This window comes from Vibrio algicola (assembly GCF_009601765.2).
Classification (GTDB): domain Bacteria; phylum Pseudomonadota; class Gammaproteobacteria; order Enterobacterales; family Vibrionaceae; genus Vibrio; species Vibrio algicola.
In genome coordinates this window covers 75,006-90,302 of record NZ_CP045699.1, presented here as the reverse complement: position 1 = coordinate 90,302, position 15,297 = coordinate 75,006, and the positions used below count along the sequence as shown (strand labels likewise).

At 42.6% G+C, this 15,297-nt stretch carries 13 protein-coding genes and 3 pseudogenes; 3 read left to right on the top strand and 13 right to left on the bottom strand.

Features of this window, described 5'->3' with window-relative positions; all coding sequences use genetic code 11:
- Positions 1–260: 260 nt before the first annotated feature.
- The 7 genes and pseudogenes from fre to trxA all read right to left on the bottom strand — a co-directional run bounded on the left by fre (position 261) and on the right by trxA (position 6,205).
- Positions 261–974, bottom strand: coding sequence for an NAD(P)H-flavin reductase (gene fre / locus GFB47_RS00410; RefSeq protein ID WP_153445631.1), 714 nt, complete (start codon positions 972–974; stop codon positions 261–263).
- Positions 975–987: 13 nt separating this feature from the next.
- On the bottom strand, positions 988–1,257 hold the full coding sequence (locus tag GFB47_RS00405; protein ID WP_153445629.1) for a 2Fe-2S iron-sulfur cluster-binding protein: 270 nt from the start codon (positions 1,255–1,257) through the stop codon (positions 988–990).
- 1 nt (position 1,258) lies between these two features.
- Positions 1,259–1,687: pseudogene (locus GFB47_RS16745) on the bottom strand (4-hydroxy-3-polyprenylbenzoate decarboxylase); the annotation flags it as partial.
- A 65-nt stretch (positions 1,688–1,752) separates the two neighbouring features.
- Positions 1,753–3,139: pseudogene (ubiD, locus tag GFB47_RS00400) on the bottom strand (4-hydroxy-3-polyprenylbenzoate decarboxylase); the annotation flags it as partial.
- Between the two features lie 119 nt (positions 3,140–3,258).
- Positions 3,259–4,239, bottom strand: a complete 981-nt coding sequence (locus GFB47_RS00395; protein ID WP_153445626.1) for a hypothetical protein — start codon at positions 4,237–4,239, stop codon at positions 3,259–3,261.
- A 165-nt stretch (positions 4,240–4,404) separates the two neighbouring features.
- The gene (gene rho, locus GFB47_RS00390) at positions 4,405–5,664 is read right to left on the bottom strand and encodes a transcription termination factor Rho (RefSeq protein ID WP_153448091.1); all 1,260 of its coding nucleotides are present in this window, start codon (positions 5,662–5,664) and stop codon (positions 4,405–4,407) included.
- 214 nt (positions 5,665–5,878) lie between these two features.
- A complete protein-coding gene (trxA, locus tag GFB47_RS00385) occupies positions 5,879–6,205 on the bottom strand; it encodes a thioredoxin TrxA (RefSeq protein ID WP_153445625.1) in 327 nt (108 codons plus the stop codon).
- Between the two features lie 113 nt (positions 6,206–6,318).
- Here trxA and rhlB point away from each other — a divergent pair, with 113 nt between their 5' ends.
- Positions 6,319–7,629, top strand: a complete 1,311-nt coding sequence (rhlB, locus tag GFB47_RS00380) for an ATP-dependent RNA helicase RhlB (protein ID WP_153445623.1) — start codon at positions 6,319–6,321, stop codon at positions 7,627–7,629.
- 49 nt (positions 7,630–7,678) lie between these two features.
- Positions 7,679–9,205, top strand: coding sequence for a guanosine-5'-triphosphate,3'-diphosphate diphosphatase (gene gppA, locus GFB47_RS00375; protein ID WP_153445621.1), 1,527 nt, complete (start codon positions 7,679–7,681; stop codon positions 9,203–9,205).
- 100 nt (positions 9,206–9,305) lie between these two features.
- Here the strand turns inward: gppA and hemB are convergent, their stop codons facing one another.
- Positions 9,306–10,346, bottom strand: coding sequence for a porphobilinogen synthase (gene hemB, locus GFB47_RS00370; RefSeq protein WP_153445619.1), 1,041 nt, complete (start codon positions 10,344–10,346; stop codon positions 9,306–9,308).
- A gap of 205 nt (positions 10,347–10,551) precedes the next feature.
- Here hemB and GFB47_RS00365 point away from each other — a divergent pair, with 205 nt between their 5' ends.
- The gene (locus GFB47_RS00365; RefSeq protein ID WP_153445617.1) at positions 10,552–11,316 is read left to right on the top strand and encodes a TatD family hydrolase; all 765 of its coding nucleotides are present in this window, start codon (positions 10,552–10,554) and stop codon (positions 11,314–11,316) included.
- Between the two features lie 115 nt (positions 11,317–11,431).
- On the opposite strand, the gene tatC is transcribed toward GFB47_RS00365, so the two are convergent.
- From tatC to GFB47_RS00340, 5 genes and pseudogenes are all read right to left on the bottom strand, one after another.
- Positions 11,432–12,214: a twin-arginine translocase subunit TatC gene (tatC, locus tag GFB47_RS00360; RefSeq protein WP_153445616.1), complete on the bottom strand. Its 783-nt coding sequence runs from the start codon at positions 12,212–12,214 to the stop codon at positions 11,432–11,434.
- A 206-nt stretch (positions 12,215–12,420) separates the two neighbouring features.
- Positions 12,421–12,724 (bottom strand): annotated as a pseudogene (gene tatB / locus GFB47_RS00355) (Sec-independent protein translocase protein TatB); the annotation flags it as partial.
- 3 nt (positions 12,725–12,727) lie between these two features.
- Complete coding sequence (gene tatA / locus GFB47_RS00350) at positions 12,728–12,988, bottom strand: Sec-independent protein translocase subunit TatA (protein ID WP_153445612.1); 261 nt, start codon at positions 12,986–12,988, stop codon at positions 12,728–12,730.
- A 61-nt stretch (positions 12,989–13,049) separates the two neighbouring features.
- Entirely contained in the window at positions 13,050–14,693 is a 1,644-nt protein-coding gene (ubiB, locus tag GFB47_RS00345; RefSeq protein WP_153445610.1) for a ubiquinone biosynthesis regulatory protein kinase UbiB, read from the bottom strand.
- Positions 14,690–15,295 (bottom strand): ubiquinone biosynthesis accessory factor UbiJ, encoded by a 606-nt coding sequence (locus tag GFB47_RS00340; protein WP_153445608.1) that lies wholly within the window; start codon positions 15,293–15,295, stop codon positions 14,690–14,692. The genes ubiB and GFB47_RS00340 overlap by 4 nt, the downstream gene beginning before the upstream one ends.
- Between the last annotated feature and the right edge of the window lie 2 nt (positions 15,296–15,297).

Genomic DNA, 15,297 nt, shown 5'->3' with positions numbered 1-15,297 from the left:
CGGCCATTTTAACGATTTGATTGAGCGTGTCAAACACTTTCTGCAATCTTTTTTCGTTAACCTTTTTGAGAAGGTTATGACCTCTGACTCGTTGCGGCCGTTAGGCTGTGTGCTCCGTGTCAGTGAGGTCGCATTATAGAGATCAACTCTATATTGGCAAGATCTTTTTTACACTTTTTTGTTTTTATTCCCACTTCGACTAAAAAAGGAGCACAACGCTCCTTTTTTGTTTGTTTTATCGGCAGTTTCATCGCGATTGGTTAGATAAAAGCGTAAGCATCGGCAAACATTCGTTCTTTGTTTGCCAATTTATGATCAACAAAACGATCTCTAGCTGCCCCAGCCATTTCAAAACGACCTGCAATATAAATATCAAAGCCGCTGAGTGAATCGAAATCTTGCTCAATTGCCTCTAATACATTGCCTTTCTTACCACCCCAATCTTGTTCATCTGCCTCTACTACCGGAATAAAGTGTACATTACTATGTTCTGTCGCTATTTTTTCAAGCTCGCGCATCGCATATAGCTGCTCACTATCTTTACCTCCCCAATATAAGTAAATCGGTTGTGGCAGTTGTTGACTGACGCAGTGATCTAAAATTGATCGGGTATAACTGAAACCCGTACCACCAGCGATCAATAATAATGAACGGTCGGAAGGCGATTGAAGATAAGCGCTGCCGTGCGGTGCATCTATTTCAATGGTTTGATTATTGGCATAAGCATGATTCATCGCTTCGACCACTTCTATAGCGTAAGCATTATGATCAGCAGCGCCAATATGTAATTCTAACTCACCATTATGGCGACATGGGCTACTTGCAATTGAAAATGGACGTTTATCTTTTTCGCCCATTACCACCATCAAATACTGCCCCGCTTTATAATCGACAGACGTTTGAGGCGCTAAAATAATTCGGTAAGTATTACGCGCTAATGGCTCTATTGTTTTTACGTTGCATTGTATAGTCATGGTTTCCTCATGGTCACTCATCTAAAATTAAGATCAAGTGACTCTTTGCATAAGCTAGGCACGGAAATATCCAACCTTGTTCTTGCTCTTTTTGTGTGAGCATAGGTTCAAGTTGATAATGAACATCTCCTTGTGATTTTTTACATAAGCACGTTGTACAAACACCAACCTTACAACGGCTTGGTATTTGTACGCCACATTGTAGTGCCGCTTCGAGAATAGTTTGACCTTCACTCACTTCAAACTGTTGCTGACTCGGCAGTAACGTGACTTTATAAGACATTTTATTTTTGCTGTGGGAAGATATTGAGTTCCTCCCAAATAGAGTCAATTTTATTCACAATGGAAGGATCTTTTTTAATTGGTGTTCCCCACTCTCTTTGGGTTTCACCCCACAATTTATTAGTGGCATCCATGACCATTTTAGAGTGACTTGAATCCGTCGTCTCTTCCTCTTCGAGTATTAGAGTATCTCGAGTCGGGTCCATGCGAGTGGTTACCGCCCAAATAATATCATTCCAGTCATGAATATTGACATCATCATCACATATAATCATAAACCTAACATCAATCGATGAGGCTAAATATTGCCACAGTTCCATTGCTAAGCGGCGACAGTGTCCCACTTCTTGTTTGCGGATACTCACTATCATCATTTGATGAGAAGTAGGAGCCGTTGGGAAATGCACACCGATAATTTCAGGAAAATGTTGATATAAAGAAGCGAGTTGATCAGTCTCTAGCTTTTTCGAGTCAAACAAGCTATTGATCCCACCTGTCGAAGCTAATTCTGCTGACCATTTGTGAGTGACATCTAAACCCATTTTGGATCCAAGCCCCACGACTGGTGAAGCAAAATCTAATGAATCAATTGGAGTGTTATCAATCAGCACCGTATCACGAACAGGATCCATGTGGGTGATCATAGCTTGAGTAATACTGCTCCAATCTCGAATATCAACATCTTGATCGCACACAATGACAAATTTGGTATACATAAACTGACGTAAAAAAGACCATACCCCCATCATCACGCGCTTGGCATGTCCAGGGTATTGTTTTTTCATGGTTACCACCGCCATACGATAGGAGCATCCTTCTGGTGGTAAATAAAAGTCTTCAATTTCTGGAAATTGTTTTTGCAAAATAGGCACAAATACTTCATTTAATGCCACCCCTAACACTGCAGGCTCATCGGGCGGGCGGCCAGTATAAGTGCTGTGATAAATGGCATTTTTTCGCATAGTTAAATGGGTAATGGTAAATACATGATGTTTTTCGACTTCATTAAAATAACCTGTGTGATCGCCGTAAGGACCTTCATCAGCAAACTCTTCTGGATCGATATAGCCTTCGAGTACGATTTCAGCGCTGGCGGGAACATCCAGATCATTACTAATAGATTTAACCACTTCGGTTTTACTGCCTCGCAATAACCCCGCAAAAGCGTATTCGGATAGCGTATCTGGGATCGGCGTGACTGCGCCTAAAATTGTAGCTGGGTCGGCGCCAAAAGCCACTGATACTGGGAAAGGTTCACCTGGGTGAGTTTCCATCCAATCTTTCATATCCAATGCGCCACCACGATGCGCTAACCAACGCATGATGATTTTATTCTTAGCGATTTTTTGCTGACGATAAATACCAAGATTTTGACGTTTTTTATTCGGACCTTTCGTTACCGTTAACCCCCAAGTTAGCAATGGCGCCACATCACCTGGCCAGCAACTCATGATCGGAAGCTTATCCAGATCAATCTCATCCCCTTGCAAAATAATATCCTGGCAAGCAGCACGACGAAGCCGCTTAGCTGGCATATTCAATACTTGCTTAAACACCGGCAATTTATTGATGGCATCTTTGAACCCTTTTGGAGGCTCAGGCTCTTTAAGGTAGGCCAATAACTTTCCAACTTCGCGCAGTTCTTTGACTTCATTGCGCCCCATCCCCATTGCAACCCGCTCTGCCGTACCAAATAAGTTGGTCAACACTGGCATATCGTAACCGATCGGGTTTTCAAACAATAAAGCCGGCCCACCAGCACGTAAAGTACGATCGCTGATCTCTGTCATTTCATAATCAGGGTCAACAGGGTGTGTAATGCGCTTCAGTAGCCCTTTGCTTTCAAGCTGGACAATAAAATCTCGTAAATCCTTTATACTCATACTACTTCTACTGACTATTTAAATTTGCTGACATTATATACCCAAGTCACCTCAAGATGCAGTTTCTTGCTATATACCCAAGTCACTTCAATTAAAATCATTTCAACCGTTATCCATCACTAGGGGGAGACGGTTTGTGTCATCGGAATTAAGCCGCTATTGATTAACTGCTGCACCCAATCTGCATGACCTGCACTCACCAGTAGTTCCTGCATCCAATCTTGATCTTCGACTTGGTTTAGTTGTGCCACAAAAAACTGCTCTAATGTCATTGGTATAGGTTTAATCTTGACTAAAGCGCGCATTGCGGTCGATTTTAAGGCTGGGTTGTCGGTCGCTAAGATCAGTTGTTGGATCGAGAATGTATCCCCAACCTTGGCTAATCGTTGCACTTCTTTTTCGGCATCAGTATTACTCTTCATCCTCCAGAGCAAATGATACATACGTGGATCTTGCGAAGCTTGCGCCATTTTAGCCATCACCGCGGAAGACGGAAGCCATTGCACCACCTTCACACCTGCAATCTGTTCAACTAAATAAGATAACGCTTGAGGAGATAAGCTATCAATCACCGAAATAAGTAATGCCTCACGTTGGCTAACTTGCGCCGATGAACCTTGCAGCCACTGTTGAAGTTGAAGATTATTGTCTTCTGCTGCCAGAATAAAATTGAAATTGGATTGAGTTTGAGTGCGTTGCTGCATCAGACGAGTCGCAATAATCGAAGCATTAAAAGCAGGAATGGAGGTTTGGTAACCATCGCCTGTTTCTTCGATCATATAAGTCGGTAAGTGGCGAGTTTGCGCTTGAACAAATGTCACCATATTGAGACCAAGTACCACTTGTTTACTGGCTAATTGTTTTAACAATAGAAAACGGGCTATCTCTTGATTGGGCATCGAGAGAGTATTCAGTTGGCTGTTCAGTGATTGAGCATCATCACTCATCGCAAGCGCGTATAAGTTAGTAACGATCTCATCCAACTGAGGTTGCTGTAACCATTGCTGAGACTCTTCTCGTGAGATCGATACAGCGTTCGCAAATGGACTGCCTACTCCGATCAAACAACAAAGAATCAATGCATACCATCCTTGGCGCATAAGCTATCTTCCTTTGATAATTATCTTGACGTTACTTGGATATATACTTCTATACAATAAAAATCACCGCTCAATGTGAGCGGTGATTAAAAGTAGAGTTAACCCTTTGAACAAATACCAATCTAAGCGATTATCTAGCCAGATATACGATTGGTAAAATCATCATTACTGACGGCGCATCGCATCAAAGAACTCATTATTGGTCTTGGTCATGGCAAGCTTATCAATCAGGAATTCCATCGCATCGGTTTCACTCATTGGGTGAACAATCTTACGTAGGATCCACATTTTCTGTAGCTCATCACCTTTGGTCAGCAACTCTTCACGACGAGTACCTGAACGGTTGAAATCAATCGCAGGGAAAACACGTTTTTCCGCAATCTTACGGTTAAGGTGCAATTCCATGTTACCGGTACCTTTAAACTCTTCGTAGATAACTTCATCCATTTTAGAGCCAGTATCAACCAATGCAGTTGCGATGATGGTTAAACTACCACCTTCTTCAACATTACGTGCTGCACCAAAGAAACGCTTTGGACGGTGCAAGGCATTCGCATCAACACCACCGGTTAAAATCTTACCTGATGATGGGATCACGGTGTTATAAGCACGAGCTAAACGAGTGATCGAATCGAGTAAAATGACCACATCTTTTTTATGCTCAACCAAACGCTTGGCTTTTTCAATTACCATTTCAGCCACTTGTACGTGGCGAGACGCTGGCTCATCAAAAGTAGAAGCAATAACTTCACCTTTTACCAAGCGTTGCATTTCGGTTACTTCTTCAGGACGCTCATCAATCAGCAATACCATCAACTCACACTCAGGGTGGTTGTGGGCAATACTTTGGGCAATGTTTTGTAGCAACATGGTTTTACCCGCTTTCGGCGGAGCAACAATCAGACCACGTTGACCTTTCCCAATAGGTGAAGCCAAATCAAGAACACGTGCTGTAATATCTTCGGTTGAACCATTACCACGCTCCATCACCATACGTTCGTTGGCATGCAAAGGGGTTAAGTTTTCGAAAAGAATTTTATTACGAGCATTATCAGGACGGTCAAAGTTAACCTTATTGACTTTAAGCAGAGCAAAATAACGCTCGCCATCTTTTGGTGGACGAATTTTTCCGGCTACCGAGTCACCTGTGCGTAAATTAAAACGACGAATTTGGCTAGGTGATACATAAATATCATCTGGGCCGGCAAGGTAAGAACAATCTGCCGAGCGTAAGAAGCCAAAGCCATCTTGAAGAATTTCTAAAACCCCATCGCCAAATATATCTTCACCACCTTTAGCCTGAGCTTTTAGGATAGAAAAAATAATGTCTTGTTTGCGTAAACGGGCTAAGTTTTCTAGACCTAGACTCTCTCCAAGCGCAACAAGTTCGGAAACAGGGCGATTTTTAAGTTCAGTCAGGTTCATTGTGGTGGATGCTTGTTTTGTCAAAATAGGATTCTGTATTGGTGGTTTATAAGATAGGTATGACCTTAAGGATCGGCCATGAAATGAAAAGCTGTATATTTAACGTCCGATAAATTATCACTAAACTTAAGACTAGTCTAGCTTTTAAAAAATACAAAACCGCAAATAACATCATTATCTGCGGTTAGGTATTAATTAATCATATAAAAATTAATTATAGGTTGGCATCTAAAAACTCTTTTAATTGAGTTTTTGATAACGCGCCAACTTTGGTTGCAGCAACACTGCCGTCTTTAAAGAGCAGCAATGTTGGAATACCACGAATACCAAATTTTGGTGGCGTTCCTGCATTTTGATCGATGTTTAACTTACCAATCGTCAACTTGCCTTCATATTCATCGGCAATTTCATCAAGAATTGGGGCAATCATTTTACAAGGACCACACCATTCTGCCCAGAAATCGACTAGAACTGGACCAGCAGCTTTGATTACATCGTTCTCGAAACCTTCGTCAGAAAGCTGCATAATCTTGTCACTCATCTTGCACTCCAATGTCTACTTTTATGAGCTGGTTGGATGATAACCAGCAATTAGATTCCCTATTGGAATGGATTTACTTTCGTATTGCAAGCTTAAGCTGATATTCTATAGCTATGAAGAAGACACATATCACAGAGCAAAAATTCGCCGACTTGGATTTATTACCCCAAGTCATTGAAGGATTGGATAAAAAAGGGTTTGAGTTTTGTACCCCTATCCAAGCCTTGGCGTTGCCGGTACTGCTCACCGGCCAAGACATTGCAGGCCAAGCCCAAACGGGTACAGGTAAAACGCTCGCGTTTCTTACTGCTACTTTTAATCACCTACTCACAACTGAAGCTCCAGAAGGCCGTGCTAAAACCAGCCCTCGCGCTATCATTATGGCTCCGACTCGCGAACTTGCGATCCAGATCTACAATGATGCTGAAGGTCTGATTGGCACGACAGGTCTAAAAGCGGGTTTAGCTTACGGTGGCGAAAGCTATGATAAGCAATTAACTAAGCTGCAAGACGGTGTGGATATTTTAATCGGGACTTGTGGTCGTATTATTGACTTCTACAAACAGAAAGTCTTCGATTTAAATAGCATTCAAGCTGTGGTATTAGATGAAGCCGATCGCATGTTCGATCTTGGCTTTATTAAAGATATCCGTTTCTTGTTCCGCCGCATGCCTGAGCCGAAAGATCGTCTTAACATGCTGTTTTCTGCCACGCTGTCTTACCGCGTACAAGAATTAGCCTTTGAGCACATGCACAATCCTGAGCATGTTGTGGTTGAAGATGAAACAAAAACTGGGGTTAACATTAAGGAAGAGTTGTTCTACCCATCCAATGAACACAAAATGGCGTTACTTCAAACATTAATTGAAGAAGAATGGCCAGAGCGTGCGATCATTTTTGCTAACACTAAATACAAATGTGAATCAGTTTGGGGTCACCTCGCAGCTGATGGACATCGTGTTGGATTGTTAACTGGTGATGTACCACAGAAAAAACGTGAGCGTATCTTAGATGAATTTACGCGTGGTGATGTGGATTTCTTAGTTGCCACCGATGTGGCGGCGCGTGGATTACACATTCCTGCAGTAACTCATGTCTTTAACTTTGATCTGCCTGATGATGCTGAAGATTACGTACACCGAATTGGTCGTACTGGTCGCGCTGGTGCAAGTGGTTCATCCATTAGTTTTGCCTGTGAAGATTACGCCATTAATCTGCCTGCGATTGAAGAGTACATTGAGCACTCGATCCCAATGTCAGAATATGATGCCGATGCTTTATTGACAGAATTACCAACCGCATTACGCTTGCAACGTCGTCCACAAACAAATCGTCGTACCAATACCGGCGGCGCTCGTGGTTCGAATCGTAATAATGGTGCACGTAACAATAATCGTCGTCCACCACGCCAACCACGTAGTTAATCAGTTAGGTAGTAATAGATAAGCTACCACAAAAAGGTGTGATTGATTTATGAGTACAGCAGTTTCATCACCACTTTACGCCGCTATCGATCTTGGTTCGAATAGTTTTCACATGTTAGTGGTCCGTCATATCGACGGTAGCGTGCAAACGATGGCAAAAATTAAGCGTAAAGTGCGTCTGGCTAATGGGTTAGATAAAAATAATCAACTAAGCCAAGAAGCGATGCAACGCGGATGGGACTGCTTGAACTTATTTTCTGAGCGCCTACAAGATATACCAGCCGAAAACATTCGCATTGTTGGCACGGCAGCATTACGCTCTGCTACCAACGTGGATGTTTTTCTGCGTCAGGCCAATCAAATACTTGGTCATAACATTGAGATTATTTCAGGCCAAGAAGAAGCTGCGACCATTTATAAAGGTGTCGCCCATACTTCTGGCGGTCTAGGTCGTCGCTTGGTGGTTGATATTGGCGGAGCCAGTACCGAACTAATCATAGGCAAAGAATTTAAAACCCAAGCATTAATCAGCCTATCGATGGGCTGTGTCACTTGGCTCGATCATTATTTCCATGATCGCCAATTAACCCAACATAATTTCGATAATGCGATTAACGCTGCAAAAGCCACTCTACAACCTATTTTAGCCAAATACACTCAACTCGGTTGGGATGTATGCGTCGGTGCCAGTGGTACCGTACAAGCTCTACAAGAGATCATGCTCGCACAGGGCATGGATGAAGTGATCACCCTTCCTAAGCTTAAGCGCTTACAAAAACAGGCGATGGCTGCGTCGCATTTAGAAGAATTAGATATTGAAGGTTTAACCTTAGAGCGAGCCTTAGTGTTCCCAAGTGGGCTTTCTATTCTGATCGCTATTTTTGAAAGTTTAAAGATCGAATCAATGACCTTAGCCGGTGGCGCACTGCGTGAAGGTTTAGTGTATGAAATGATCAGTGAAATGCGACACTCCGATATTCGTCAACGTACCATTGATAGCGTTCAAAAACGTTATCAAGTCGATATCCATTATGCGAATCAAGTGGCAAAAACTGCTTTACAATTACTCGCGCAGTGCCAGCCTAATCAAGCTCACGCAGCCCAAAGGCAAGATCCTCTGCTCTGGATTAGTGAAGCTCAAGCGCCATTTTTACTGCAATCAGCGGCAGAGTTACATGAAATTGGTTTAAGTATCGATTTTAAAAAAGGCGGCGAGCATGGTGCCTATCTTATTCAACATTTAGATCTACCCGGCTTTACTCGCGCGCAAAAGCATTTACTGGCAGAGTGGATCCGTCGTTACCGCGAACAGCTCACCTCATTGCCGGAGCAACACGCCCTTTCGAACCAAAGCAGTAAGCGACTATTAAGGATATTACGCCTTGCGGTATTGCTCACTCATCGGCGTGATGTTGATTTACAACCTTTAGTAACACTCAGCGCCAATGGTGACGCGATGACCCTCTCTATCTCACAGGCTTGGCTTGAGGTTAATCCACTCACTTATGCCGAGCTTGAGTTAGAAGCCAATCGTCAAACCGATATTGGTTGGCCGTTAATTATCGATTTGATTTAATCTAGGTTATTTTCAATAAAAAATGGAGCCTAACTGGCTCCATTTTTATATCAATTCCATAAATTTAATGATCAAGCGAAATTAAATACGCAGAACATTTCTATTCATGAACCGGCGCATCCGCACTAATATTATCTTGCGCTAACCACTCAGCCACATCTTTGGCAAAATACGTCAAAATACCATCAGCACCGGCGCGCTTAAAGCAAAGCAAGGATTCTAATACCGTTTCTTTCTCTTTCAACCATCCGTTTTGAATCGCAGCTTTATGCATCGCATATTCACCCGATACTTGGTATGCAAAAGTCGGTACTTGTAGTTCAGTTTTAACTCGGCGCACAATATCCAAATACGGCATACCGGGTTTCACCATCACCATATCCGCACCTTCATTGATATCCATCGCCACTTCATGGATCGCTTCATCGCTATTGGCCGGATCCATTTGGTAGTTTTTCTTATTACCACCTTTTAAATTACTGCTCGAACCGACCGCATCACGGAAAGGACCATAATAATTAGACGCATACTTGGCCGAGTAAGCCATGATTTGAGTATGAATATGCCCTGCTTTTTCTAACGCTTCACGGATTTTCCCTATTCGGCCATCCATCATATCTGACGGGGCCACCACATCAGCACCAGCCGCCGCATGTGATAAAGCCTGCTTGACTAAGACTTCGGTCGTTTCATCATTTTGCACATAACCATCAGCATCGATAATACCGTCTTGACCATGGGTGGTATAAGGGTCTAGCGCCACATCGGTGATCACGCCTAGTTCTGGCACATGCTCTTTTAATGCTTTTACTGCACGTTGTACTAAGCCTTCAGGATTGTAGGCTTCAGCGGCACATAAAGACTTTACATCTTGGCTCACCACAGGGAAAAGCGCAATCGCAGGTACACCAAGCTTGGCTAAATAGTCGGCTTCTTCTAATAACAGATCAATTGAGAGACGATCGACACCTGGCATCGAATCGACGGCTTCACGACGGTTTTTCCCCATTAAGACAAACATCGGGTAAATCAAGTCGTCCACACTGACTTTATTTTCCGCCACCAAACGGCGACTAAAATCATGCTTACGAATACGGCGTAGACGACGACCTGGAAATTGACCTTGAATAGATACAGACACCCTAACTCTCCTTAATGATCCTAAGCGAGAAACTAACTCATGCTCGCTTTTAATGTATGGCGTTATCATATCACTCTCGACTAAGCTTGAAACCTGCTATTGAAGTGACGACCTCTCAAGTTACCAACTAAATGAAGTCTAATCGATGTGACGATTATCTCACGGTCGTTTATACTGCACAGACCACATCTTTACTGAGTTGATTATGATTGATAGCCACGCCCATATTTACGCGACTGAATTTGATGATGACCGCGACCAAGTGGTACAACGTGCTCTTGCGGTTGGAATTAACAAGATTTTATTGCCAAATATCGATCTCGATTCGATTGCACCTATGCTCGCCACTCAAGCGCGTTATCCCGATATCTGTCACTCAATGATGGGACTGCACCCTTGTTATGTGAACGACAATATCGAGCAAGACTTAGCGGTGATCCGTCAATGGTTTAACCAGCATCAATTTATTGCCGTTGGTGAGATTGGGATTGATCTCTATTGGGATAAAACCTACCAGCAACAACAAGAATTGGCTTTTCGCACTCAATTACAATGGGCCAAAGAGCTTAACTTGCCGGTGGTGATCCACACTCGCGATTCAATTGATCAAACTTTAGAGATACTACAGCAAGAACAGGATGGCTCTCTGCGCGGCGTTTTTCATTGTTTCGGCGGAACCATTGAACAAGCCAATGCAATTAACCAACTGGGCTTTCATTTAGGCTTAGGCGGTGTATCGACCTTTAAGAACGGCGGCATGGATAAGGTTATTCCTCATCTGGATTTAGATTTTGTTATTTTAGAAACCGACTGCCCTTACCTCGCCCCAACGCCACATCGCGGCAAACGTAATGAGCCTTCGTTTATGGCATTAGTTGCTCAGCGTATTGCCGATTTACGTGAGATCTCCGTCGAGCAAGTTTCGGCCATCACCCGCCTTAACACTCAGCAGTTATTTAATCTCAAATAAAGCCAACTCGACTATTTTGATTCTCGGCTAAAGCTAAATTGTCGGCAATAAAAAACGCGATACTTTTGAAGTATCGCGTTTTTTATTAATACTATATCGGAAACAACGACTCGATTTAGTCCGCTTTCGCTGATGTCTCTTGGTCTTCGTCATCTTCGGTCTCATCGTCATCCTCACTCGGGCGAGTATAGAAACGAGAGAAGAACAAACCGATCTCAAACAGAATACACATAGGCACTGCCAGTAAGGTTTGCGAGACCATATCAGGAGGAGTGAGCAACATTCCAACCACAAAAGCGATAACCACCACATAAGGGCGCTTTTCAGATAAGGTTTTAGCATCGGTCGCGCCGGTCCAGCATAATAGAATAATGGCCACCGGTACTTCAAACGCGATCCCGAACGCCATAAACAGTGATAATACAAAGTCTAGATAACTGGATATGTCAGTAGCAAATTCAACCCCTCCAAGCGTTATCGCAGTGAAGAAAGAGAAAATCAGCGGGAATACCACATAATAAGCAAATGCCACACCACAATAAAATAGCAATGAACTTGAAAATAACAATGGTGCAATTAAGCGACGTTCATGCTTATACAAACCAGGCGCAACAAAAGCCCAGATTTGATACAACACAAAAGGTACGGCAATAAAGACCGCTACCGTCAGTGTCAATTTTAATGGCGTAAAGAAAGGCGAAGCCACATCCGTTGCAATCATGCTGCCACCTGCTGGTAGGCGACTGATCAAAGGTGCGGAAACAAATTCATAGATTTGACTAGAAAACCAAACGATCGCAATAAAGATAATTAGGATAGAAGCGAGCGCTTTTAAAATTCTATTTCGAAGCTCAAGAAGATGCGTGATCAGCGGTTGAGCTTGTTGTTCTGTGGACATGTAAAACCTCAATAATGGGACGCCTAGCTCATACGGAGTCTAGGCGACATTGAAAGACTATTTCTATGGCGTTTTATTCACATCAGCTTTACTCGCCTCTGCTTTCTCTACGTCGATAGTTTTGCTTTCCGTTGCTGTCTCATTTATGGCCTTATTCACATCCTGTGATGCGACATCATCTGCCTTGGTCATTGGTTGAGTTTCTTCATTCTTATCTTTCGCATAAGGCCGTTGCACGTCTTGTGCGGCCTGTTTTAATGCCTCAATTGAGGATTGCAGCTCTGGTGATAAATCTTTCATCCCCATATTTTCTGCTTTGCGAAGATTGTCTTGTAACTCTTGAATTTTAAGTTCTTGTGATAGCTCATCTTTAACGCTGTTCGCCATGTTTTTCGCAGTGCTAATAAACTTAGTCACACTGCGAATCGCATGCGGCAAACGCTCAGGTCCGAGCACCACTAAGGCGACAACCGATATTAATACCAGCTCCCAAAAACCGATATCAAACACCAGTTAGCCCTGCTCTTTTTCTTTTTTTGCATCCGTTTGTACCGATGCATCAGTTTTTTCTTGGTTAATTGATTTAGGATCAAAATCGGCATCATTGTCATTCGACTTTGCTGCTGGTTGATTTTCTTCTTCACTCATGGCCTTTTTGAAGCCCTTAACCGCTGAACCTAAATCACCACCAATGCCTCGTAGTTTCTTAGTACCAAATAAAAGTACTACGATCACTGCAATGATTAAAAGTTGCCAAATACTGATTCCGCCCATCTTATTTACCTCGGGTCTGATATTAAAAAAGAAGCACATGATACTGCGCTTGGTTTACATTTTAGTGACGATACGCTTTCCAGCTCGCAAGCCAAAAAAGAACGCCGATAACACCACCAGCCATCGACAAATCAGAATGCCAGTGGTTGGTGCTCAATTGTAATATGGCAGAGCATACGACTAATGTGGCTCCAATGCCAAATAAAAACTTACCTTTGGCTTGTTTGCGTTTATTTAACGCGTAGCTGTCATAGAGATGCGCGACCTTTTGATCCATATCACGACTGCGCTTTAATGTTTCGTATAGGAGTTCTGGCAATTCTGGCAATTTTTCAGCCCATAATGGCGCCTTCTCTTTAACCGCATTGAGCAGTGCTTTAGGCCCAACTTGTTCAAGCATCCATTTTTCAAGAAACGGCTTTGCGGTTTCCCATAAATCCAACTGCGGATAAAGTTGTCGTCCTAGCCCTTCTACGTATAACAAGGTTTTTTGCAATAAAACTAATTGTGGCTGAACTTCCATATTAAACCGGCGTGCGGTATTAAAGAGGTTTAGCAACACATGACCAAATGATATTTCACATAATGGCTTGGCAAAAATAGGCTCACAAACCGTCCTAATCGCGGATTCAAAATCCACGACATTGGTATCGATTGGAACCCATCCCGAATCAACATGTAATTCGGCCACTCGGCGATAATCACGATTAAAGAAAGCTAAAAAGTTTTCCGCTAAATAGCGCTTATCTTCATTATTTAAAGTACCGACAATTCCGCAATCAAGTCCAATCCATAATGGATTTTCCGGTGTTTCATGTGAAACAAAAACATTACCCGGGTGCATATCGGCATGGAAAAAGCTGTCACGAAATACTTGAGTAAAAAAGACAGTGACGCCCTTTTCCGCCAATAGTTTCATATTGGTGCCATTGGTTTGCAAGGTTGCAATATCGGAGACCTGCACGCCATAAATACGCTCAGACACCATTAGGTGCTCACTGCTGAAGTCCATAAGAACATCAGGAACGTATAAATCTTCACTATTTAAGAAGTTACGTCTTAATTGTAGTGCATTAGCCGCTTCGCAACGCAGATCAAGCTCATGAACCAAAGTACTTTCATATTCTTTTATCACTTCAACGGGCTTCAAACGGCGTGCATCTGGCATAAGTTTGGCAACAATATGTGCCATGCGATACATCAATTTTAGGTCCGCTTCGATCACAGGACGAATATCAGGACGGATCACCTTAAGTACAATTTCTTGTCCTGTGGCTTTGACTGTCGCGGTATGAACCTGAGCAATGGAAGCAGAAGCAAGCGGATTGATATCAAAATCATCAAACCATTGTTCGACTGGGCCACCCAGTGACTGTTCAATTTGTTGTTTAGCTAACCGTCCATCAAACGGGCTAACCTGATCTTGCAATAACGCTAAAGGGTCGGCGATATGGTCGGGGAACAAATCGCGACGTGTTGACATCATTTGACCAAACTTAATCCACACTGGCCCTAATTCTTGCAATGCCAAACGCAGACGATCACCTAATAGCTTATCTTGATGCTTCGGACGTAACCAAAATAACATCTTTCTAAACAAACGTGGGTATTTAGTCAGGTGGTGATCTGGCAATAACTCGTCAAGGCCATATTCGAGTTGAATCTTAGTAATTCGATACAGACGACGAATTTCATTTAAGGTCATGTTTTCTCTATCCACTGATTCATTTTTTGTTCAAGACGAGCCACACAACTGGTCACGTCATCAACTTGGTCACAAAAGCAAGCCACTTCTAAACCATTTGGGGCAAGTTTCCACTCTTCGGTTATTACTGTAGCCAAGCGTTGTTGTTGCAGTTGCGCTTCATTACGTAACCATTGCGCGGGTTGTTTAATACCTTGAATCACAGTATGCGCGATAACATCACCGGTTATTCGTGACATCCATTCTTCAATATCCGGTTTAATATCAGTGATAAGTTGCGAAAATTTCTGAGCCAGTTGAATATCACCTTCAAGCACTAATTGATCTTGTTTAATTAATTGAGTAATTCGAGATTGATCTTTCAGCTTTGGTAAAGTGCTTAGTTTTAGGCTCAAATAGCAATCGGGTTGCCCTTCATACTGGCTTAAAATATCAACTTGATGACTAAAGACAAAAATCAAGTTTCGGTCTAAATCTTGTAAATGTATATGAATAACTTTGCCTTTCAGCCTAGCCACTTGTTGCACAAATTGGACATCATCTTGAATCAGTCGATTAAGAGCCGTTTCAATAACACCTGTCACTAAAGGTTCAAATGGCATAA

Bases quoted from the DNA above. Each gene is read 5' to 3' on its own strand.
- GFB47_RS00365 (WP_153445617.1), top strand. From the start codon at position 10,552: ATGATTGATAGCCACGCCCATATTTACGCGACTGAATTTGATGATGAC.
- GFB47_RS00395 (WP_153445626.1), bottom strand. From the start codon at position 4,239: ATGCGCCAAGGATGGTATGCATTGATTCTTTGTTGTTTGATCGGAGTA.
- trxA (WP_153445625.1), bottom strand. From the start codon at position 6,205: ATGAGTGACAAGATTATGCAGCTTTCTGACGAAGGTTTCGAGAACGAT.
- GFB47_RS00340 (WP_153445608.1), bottom strand. From the start codon at position 15,295: ATGCCATTTGAACCTTTAGTGACAGGTGTTATTGAAACGGCTCTTAAT.
- gppA (WP_153445621.1), top strand. From the start codon at position 7,679: ATGAGTACAGCAGTTTCATCACCACTTTACGCCGCTATCGATCTTGGT.
- GFB47_RS00405 (WP_153445629.1), bottom strand. From the start codon at position 1,257: ATGTCTTATAAAGTCACGTTACTGCCGAGTCAGCAACAGTTTGAAGTG.
- rho (WP_153448091.1), bottom strand. From the start codon at position 5,664: ATGAACCTGACTGAACTTAAAAATCGCCCTGTTTCCGAACTTGTTGCG.
- rhlB (WP_153445623.1), top strand. From the start codon at position 6,319: ATGAAGAAGACACATATCACAGAGCAAAAATTCGCCGACTTGGATTTA.
- ubiB (WP_153445610.1), bottom strand. From the start codon at position 14,693: ATGACCTTAAATGAAATTCGTCGTCTGTATCGAATTACTAAGATTCAA.
- fre (WP_153445631.1), bottom strand. From the start codon at position 974: ATGACTATACAATGCAACGTAAAAACAATAGAGCCATTAGCGCGTAAT.
- tatC (WP_153445616.1), bottom strand. From the start codon at position 12,214: ATGTCCACAGAACAACAAGCTCAACCGCTGATCACGCATCTTCTTGAG.
- tatA (WP_153445612.1), bottom strand. From the start codon at position 12,988: ATGGGCGGAATCAGTATTTGGCAACTTTTAATCATTGCAGTGATCGTA.